Source organism: Gammaproteobacteria bacterium (assembly GCA_027296625.1).
GTDB lineage: Bacteria > Pseudomonadota > Gammaproteobacteria > JAKEHO01 > JAKEHO01 > JAKEHO01.
Genome location: JAPUIX010000092.1, coordinates 1 through 6073 on the forward strand (window position 1 = coordinate 1; position 6073 = coordinate 6073).

At 52.6% G+C, this 6073-nt stretch carries 6 protein-coding genes; all 6 read left to right on the forward strand.

Translation table 11 applies throughout. The annotated features are described in order from the left end of the window. Positions 1–900, forward strand: a 900-nt coding sequence (locus O6944_04880; GenBank protein ID MCZ6718471.1) for an asparagine synthase-related protein, incomplete at its 5' end; no start/stop codon positions are given. 49 nt (positions 901–949) lie between these two features. After that, entirely contained in the window at positions 950–2155 is a 1206-nt protein-coding gene (locus tag O6944_04885; protein MCZ6718472.1) for a glycosyltransferase, read from the forward strand. 14 nt (positions 2156–2169) lie between these two features. Next, positions 2170–3117, forward strand: a complete 948-nt coding sequence (locus O6944_04890; GenBank protein MCZ6718473.1) for an NAD-dependent epimerase/dehydratase family protein — start codon at positions 2170–2172, stop codon at positions 3115–3117. Between the two features lie 41 nt (positions 3118–3158). After that, positions 3159–4394 (forward strand): glycosyltransferase family 4 protein, encoded by a 1236-nt coding sequence (locus O6944_04895; GenBank protein ID MCZ6718474.1) that lies wholly within the window; start codon positions 3159–3161, stop codon positions 4392–4394. A gap of 206 nt (positions 4395–4600) precedes the next feature. After that, the gene (locus O6944_04900) at positions 4601–5605 is read left to right on the forward strand and encodes an NAD-dependent epimerase/dehydratase family protein (GenBank protein MCZ6718475.1); all 1005 of its coding nucleotides are present in this window, start codon (positions 4601–4603) and stop codon (positions 5603–5605) included. Positions 5606–5982: 377 nt separating this feature from the next. Continuing rightward, on the forward strand, positions 5983–6073 hold a 91-nt coding region (locus O6944_04905), incomplete at its 3' end, for a type II toxin-antitoxin system prevent-host-death family antitoxin (protein MCZ6718476.1).

Consider the following 6073-nt stretch of genomic DNA (forward strand, 5'->3'; position numbering starts at 1 on the left):
TCGAAGCTTGCGCGTCAGCATGTCACTGTAAGCCTTTCCGGGGATGGAGGCGATGAGCTGTTTGGTGGCTACACGCGTTACTTCTTGGGGCAAAGTATCTGGCAGAAGATTGGCTGGGCGCCCACGGGCGTGAGGCGTCTCGGGTCAAAGGTCCTTACCAGTGTGTCGACGGGGACATGGGATCGATTATTGCGGCGGACAGAGTTCCTCATGCCCCGCGCCAGCGGGTTGGAGATCACTGGTGATAGAACACATAAGCTTGCGGAGATCCTTAGGGTCACCGGTCCGGAGCAACTGTACCGCAGCTTAGTTTCGCACTGGAAAGATCCGCAGTCAGTCGTGATCGGAGGCCAGGAGCCCCTCACTGCCCTCACAGACAATAACCGGTGGGCTAATCTGCCGCACTTTACGCAGTGGATGATGTATATGGACCTGGTGACATACTTGCCAGACGACATTCTCGTCAAAGTAGACCGAGCGAGCATGGGTGTAAGTCTTGAGGCGCGGGTCCCGCTTTTGGACCACCGTGTCGTCGAGTTTGCTTGGCGCGTGCCGTTATCAATGAAAATTCGCAATGGTGGGAGCAAATGGCTCCTGCGTCAGGTACTTTACAACTACGTTCCCCGCGAGCTAATCGAGCGGCCGAAAATGGGCTTCGGTGTGCCTATCGATAGCTGGTTGCGCGGCTCGTTGAAGGACTGGGCGGAGGCACTGCTCGCGGAAGACCGCCTCAAACGCGAAGGGTACTTCAACCCGCAACCCATCAGGCAGAAGTGGTCCGAGCATCTTTCGGGCACGCGCAACTGGCAGTATCACTTGTGGGATGTCCTTATGTTCCAGGCGTGGCTTGAAGAGAGTAAGTCCCACCGGGCCACGGTACCAAGCTCTCTAGCTGTTTGAGAGCTTACATACGCGGCTATAGCATTGTCGATCACAGTTACGGAACAGCATGACTGCCACCCATGGTCTGCGCATTATGCACTTGATAACCGATCTGGACATTGGTGGCGCCGAGACCATGCTTGCCAGGCTGGTTGCGACCATGGATCGGCAACGGTTCGACAATGTTGTCGTGTCGATGATGACCGGCGGTGCGCTGCGCCCAGTCATCGAGGGAGAAGGCATCAGGGTAACGGACCTCGGTATGCGTCGCGGCATGCCAAATCCAATGGCATTGTTTCGGTTGCACCGAATGCTACGCGGCGAGCAGCCCGACATTCTGCAGACATGGCTTTATCACGCTGACCTGATTGGATCGCTCGCCCGGCGATCGGCACGTACGCCTGTGCTCGCATGGAATCTACGTACTTCCCACTTGAAATTGTCAAGATCTACTGCGTTGGTGGTAGGTGTGCTAGCCCGATTGGCACATTTGCCCGACGTCGTGATATTTAATTCCAAAGCAGGCCAAAATGTACATACACGCATGGGTTACCGGCCTCGACGTGCCGAGGTCATACCGAACGGCATCGATGTTGAAAGATTTCGGCCGAGCGGAGAAGCGCGCGCTCAGGTGAGAACTGAGCTTGGCCTTTCTGCGGGCACTTTGTTGATTGGACTTATTGCACGGTACGACCCGGCGAAGGATCATGCAAACTTTCTCAGAGCAGCTGGTATGCTGGTTAGAACTCGGCGCGATATTTTTTTTGTTTTGGTGGGACGAGGTGTCGATAGTAAGAATGCGGAGCTAGAAGCAGCGATTAGCGAGCAGCAACTAGATGAGCGTATTTGTCTGTTAGGGGAGCGCACTGACATACCAAGACTAACAGCGGCGCTCGATATCGCGACTTCATCTTCATCGGGGGAGGGGTTCCCCACTGTTGTCGGCGAGGCGATGGCCTGTGGTGTTCCATGCGTAGTCACGGATGTAGGGGATTCTAGGTTGATCGTCGATGAAACTGGGCGAGTGGTGTCAGCCAGAGACCCGGATGCTTTAGCGAGTGCATGGCGCGAGCTTCTCGAGATCGGCGCGAAAGGGAGGGCGGACCTTGGCGCTAAGGCTCGTGACCGTATCGAAAAGCATTACAGTTTATCGGCCGTTGTCCGGCGGTACGAAGCCTTATACGAAGAACTTGCTGAGGATGCGCAGCTGTCTCGGCCGCATGCACGGCATCTACCGACGTATAAGTACCCGGGGACTCACGAGCCGCGTTAAGTGGTCTTGCTGTCATGCTCGTTGCCATTGCCGGAGGCACAGGTTTTGTCGGGCGGCACCTTGTCTTAGAGAATCTAGAAGCGGGCAATTCCGTTCGTGTGTTGACCCGGCGTTCTTCGAGCGCTGTCGAGTTGCCAGACGGAGTGAAACTGTACAGGGGTGATCTAACGCAGGATATCGAGATCTTGCCCAGCTTCGTCGATGGCGCAGACGTGGTCTTTCACTGTGCAGGCGAGATCATTAACAAGGACGACATGTACGGGATAAACGTACAAGGTACGCGCAATCTATTAGACGCCGCGTCGAACAGCATTGGGCACTGGGTACAGTTAAGCAGTGTGGGGGTCTATGGTCGATATCGGGATGCGGTCATTACCGAACAAACTCCTGAGAGGCCGGTAGGAATCTACGAGGAAACTAAAGCGGAGGCGGACCGGCTTGTTCAGGCGACAAGCGCGAAGGGCCTTATAAGCTGTACGATTCTTCGACCGTCGATCGTATTTGGCCCCGAGATGCCCAACCGATCTTTGGTTAAGTTGGCAACAATGGTCAAACGCGGTTTATTCTTTTTTATTGGGCCGCCGGGGGCGTCAGCAAACTATATTCACGTCAAAAACGTAGTAGAGGCACTGCTCCAGTGTGCTTGTATACCGCACAATAGTGGGCGAATCTATAACCTCTCCGATTGGTGCACACTTGAGGAGTTTGTGGAGATGATTGCTCGGTGCGTGGGTAGGACTATGCCTAAGCTGAGGTTGCCGGAGCGTCCGGTTAGGTGGATAGTGCGCAGACTGGAAACGGTCCCAGGTATGCCGCTCACTGATGCAAGAATCGATGCGTTAGTGAACCGTTGTAGGTACTCGTCGACCCGTATCGAAGAAGAGCTTCACTATGTCCACAAAGTGTCTATGGGGGAAGGCCTCCGCGAGAGCATAGCATCCTGGCAGCTGTGCAGACTTTAATCGCCGCTGAGGGCTTTTTCAGAACTGGTCTTTTATTTGCTGTGTCAACTGAGTCCTCCGCACGAAAGGTTGATGTTGGGAAGAAAAGCGCTATTGAAGGCGTCAAGGTTGCGCGTATTTCAACGATATCGTATTTCGCTGTATCGCAACTTAAGAATCAGATTGAGTGTTTGAGAGATCAAGGTATGCAAGTCGCACTAATTTGTTCTGAAGGACCAGAGTTGTCAAACGTGCGATTTGGTGCTGGACTCAGCTATGTTGCGGTTGACCTGGCGCGCGATTTTTCCCCGGCAAAAGACCTTGTTGCTCTGTTTTTACTGATACGGATATTCCGACAATATCGGTTCGCTATTGTGCATTCCACTACACCGAAGGCGGGCTTGCTGACGGCAATCAGCGGGTTCATTTGCCGTGTGCCTGTGCGATTACACACTTTTACTGGACAACGCTGGGCAACGCTAAAGGGGGCGATGCACTGGCTGAGTCGCATTAGTGACAAGGTGATCGCGCGATTGAATACATGTTGTTATGCCGATAGCGTTAGCCAGCGTGAACTGCTCATAAGAAAGAAAATCGTACCGGCAAGAAAGATTGGCGTCATTGGCAAGGGGTCGCTTGCGGGAGTCGATTTGGACCGCTTCAGTCGGGCAAAATGGGCGAGTTCAGCGGCAGAGACTAGGCGGAATTTATCGATCAGTGACAGTTCTAAGGTTATTCTGTTTATTGGACGTATCACCGGCGATAAAGGTATAGGGGAGTTGCTTTCCGCCTTTGGTCAGCTGTCAAATCTTGATTACGACGCAGATCTGGTATTGTTAGGTCCGCTAGATCCCGACTATGAGGGCATCTTTTCTCATGCTTCGAGGCCCACGGCCACTAATCCCAGAATACATTATCTCGGCTATAGAGATTGCCCAGAGCGCTATCTTGCGATCACCGACGTGCTCTGCTTGCCGAGCTATCGCGAAGGCTTTGGAACGGTAGTCATCGAGGCGGCCGCCATGGCCGTACCTACGGTTGGGACAAAAATTACTGGTCTTTGCGACGCCATAGTTGATGGCGTAACAGGAATTCTAGTGCCACCGCGCAATGAAACTGCTTTGTTTAATGCATTGAGGCGATTACTCGAAAATCCAGAGCTGCTATCAAAATTAGGATCGGAAGCAAGGGCGCGGTGTATTACCGATTTCGATGCAAAACTTATAAACGGTGGCTTGCTGGATGAGTATGCGCGCCTCTTGCAGCACCATTTTAGTCGAAAGCGACGGCGAAAATGATTTACTGGTTCCGGTAGAGGATCTGGATGCTTTGACCGTGGTGTTGGAGCGCTTGATTCAAGATGCTTCACTAAGACGACGCATGGGGAAGGGTCGCTGAGGCTGAGTCTGGTCTCGCGAAAGTGTTAGCGAAAACGACTATCAATGTACCAGGATTTTCTCAGTCACGTGGCAAATACAAAAGGACTTGTTAGCAATACACCTAAGTGTACGAATCGCTAAAGGGAAAATCCGTCCTCGTCACAGGCGCAAGTGGATTTATAGGCCCTCGTCTCGTCCAAGCTCTGTTGCAACGGGACGCTGAAGTATCGACACTAGTTCGGAATTCATCGCAAGGCGTCTCACCTGGCGCCGACAAAATCGTGGGCGATCTCTGTGATCCCGATAGCCTGTCCGGCGTTTGCAAGCACGTTGATGTAATTTTTCATGCAGCCGGTTACGCACACACATGGGCAGAGTCCTCGCAGGAGGATGATAGACTGCAGTGGTCTGTGAATGTTAATGGTACGCAGGCATTACTGGAAGAAGCAGGTCGGGCTGGGGTGAGCGAGTTTATTTTTCTTAGCAGCGTGAAGGTGATCGGTGGAGATAATGAGATTTGCATAAACGAGCAATGCAATATCCCACCGGAAACATCTTATGGGCGCGCGAAACTCGAATCTGAACGTGGGGTTTTAGAAGCAGGCCATAGATTAGGAATGCACGTGTGCAATCTGCGTCTCGCTTTGGTTTACGGACCGGGCGTCAAAGGCAATCTGTGGCGGATGATCGAAGCCGTACGACACGGCAGGTTCCCGCCGCTACCTGAGACGGGCAACAAGAGATCGATGGTGCATGTAGACGACGTGGTTCAGGCTGCGTTGCTGGCAGCGACATCCACCCGTGCTAATGGCCAGACCTACATTGTCACGGACGATCAAACTTACTCTACACGATATATTCAAGAGTCTATTTATCGCGCCCTGGGTAAGCGTGTACCCAGTTGGTCGGTACCAATATTCGTTCTTCGGGCGATCGCCAAGATTGGTGATTTGGTTAGCCTCATAACTAGGCGCCGCTTTGTGTTTGATTCAGATGCCCTCGAGAAGTTGCTCGGGTCAGCCTGGTATAGTGCAGAAAAGATTAAACGCGAGTTGGGCTATCGTCCTAAGCGCGCGTTTGATGACGCGATCGAGGAGATGGTTTCACACTATAAGGGCCAGGGAGCATGAGTTTCATGTTAGGCGCGTTAGCTTTTTTCAGTGCTGCGAAAATTGAGACTTGCGATGGGCGTGGCTGCAAAGGAAAAGGCCATGAAGTTATTTGATGCTGAGTGCGTCACAGCCAATATATTGAAAGAATACAACAGGCTTGCCGATCTTTCTTTGGCCCATGGCTAGCTGGATCGTGAGCTTTTAACCGGCGCGCTTTAGGCGCTATGTCAACGGCGTGGTCTGGCATAAATAGCTAGCCGCGGGAGTCGTTAGACTGTAGGGGCGGGATATCAGAGCAGGGTGGAATATTGCAGTTGAAAAGGACCAACAAAGTCGCAAAGGCTACCAAAATAGACTAGACTTAGCTAAGTCCGTGTTGTGGGCAGGAGCTTCGAGTGGAAAAGGTCAATATTCATAAGGCAAAAACACAACTGTCCCGCCTGGTGGAAAATGCCGCGGCAGGGGAAGAAATCATCATCGCCAAAG

What these genes read in the sequence shown, in the direction of transcription:
- O6944_04890 (MCZ6718473.1), top strand. Translation starts at nt 2,170, where the DNA reads ATGCTCGTTGCCATTGCCGGAGGCACAGGTTTTGTCGGGCGGCACCTT.
- O6944_04885 (MCZ6718472.1), top strand. Translation starts at nt 950, where the DNA reads ATGACTGCCACCCATGGTCTGCGCATTATGCACTTGATAACCGATCTG.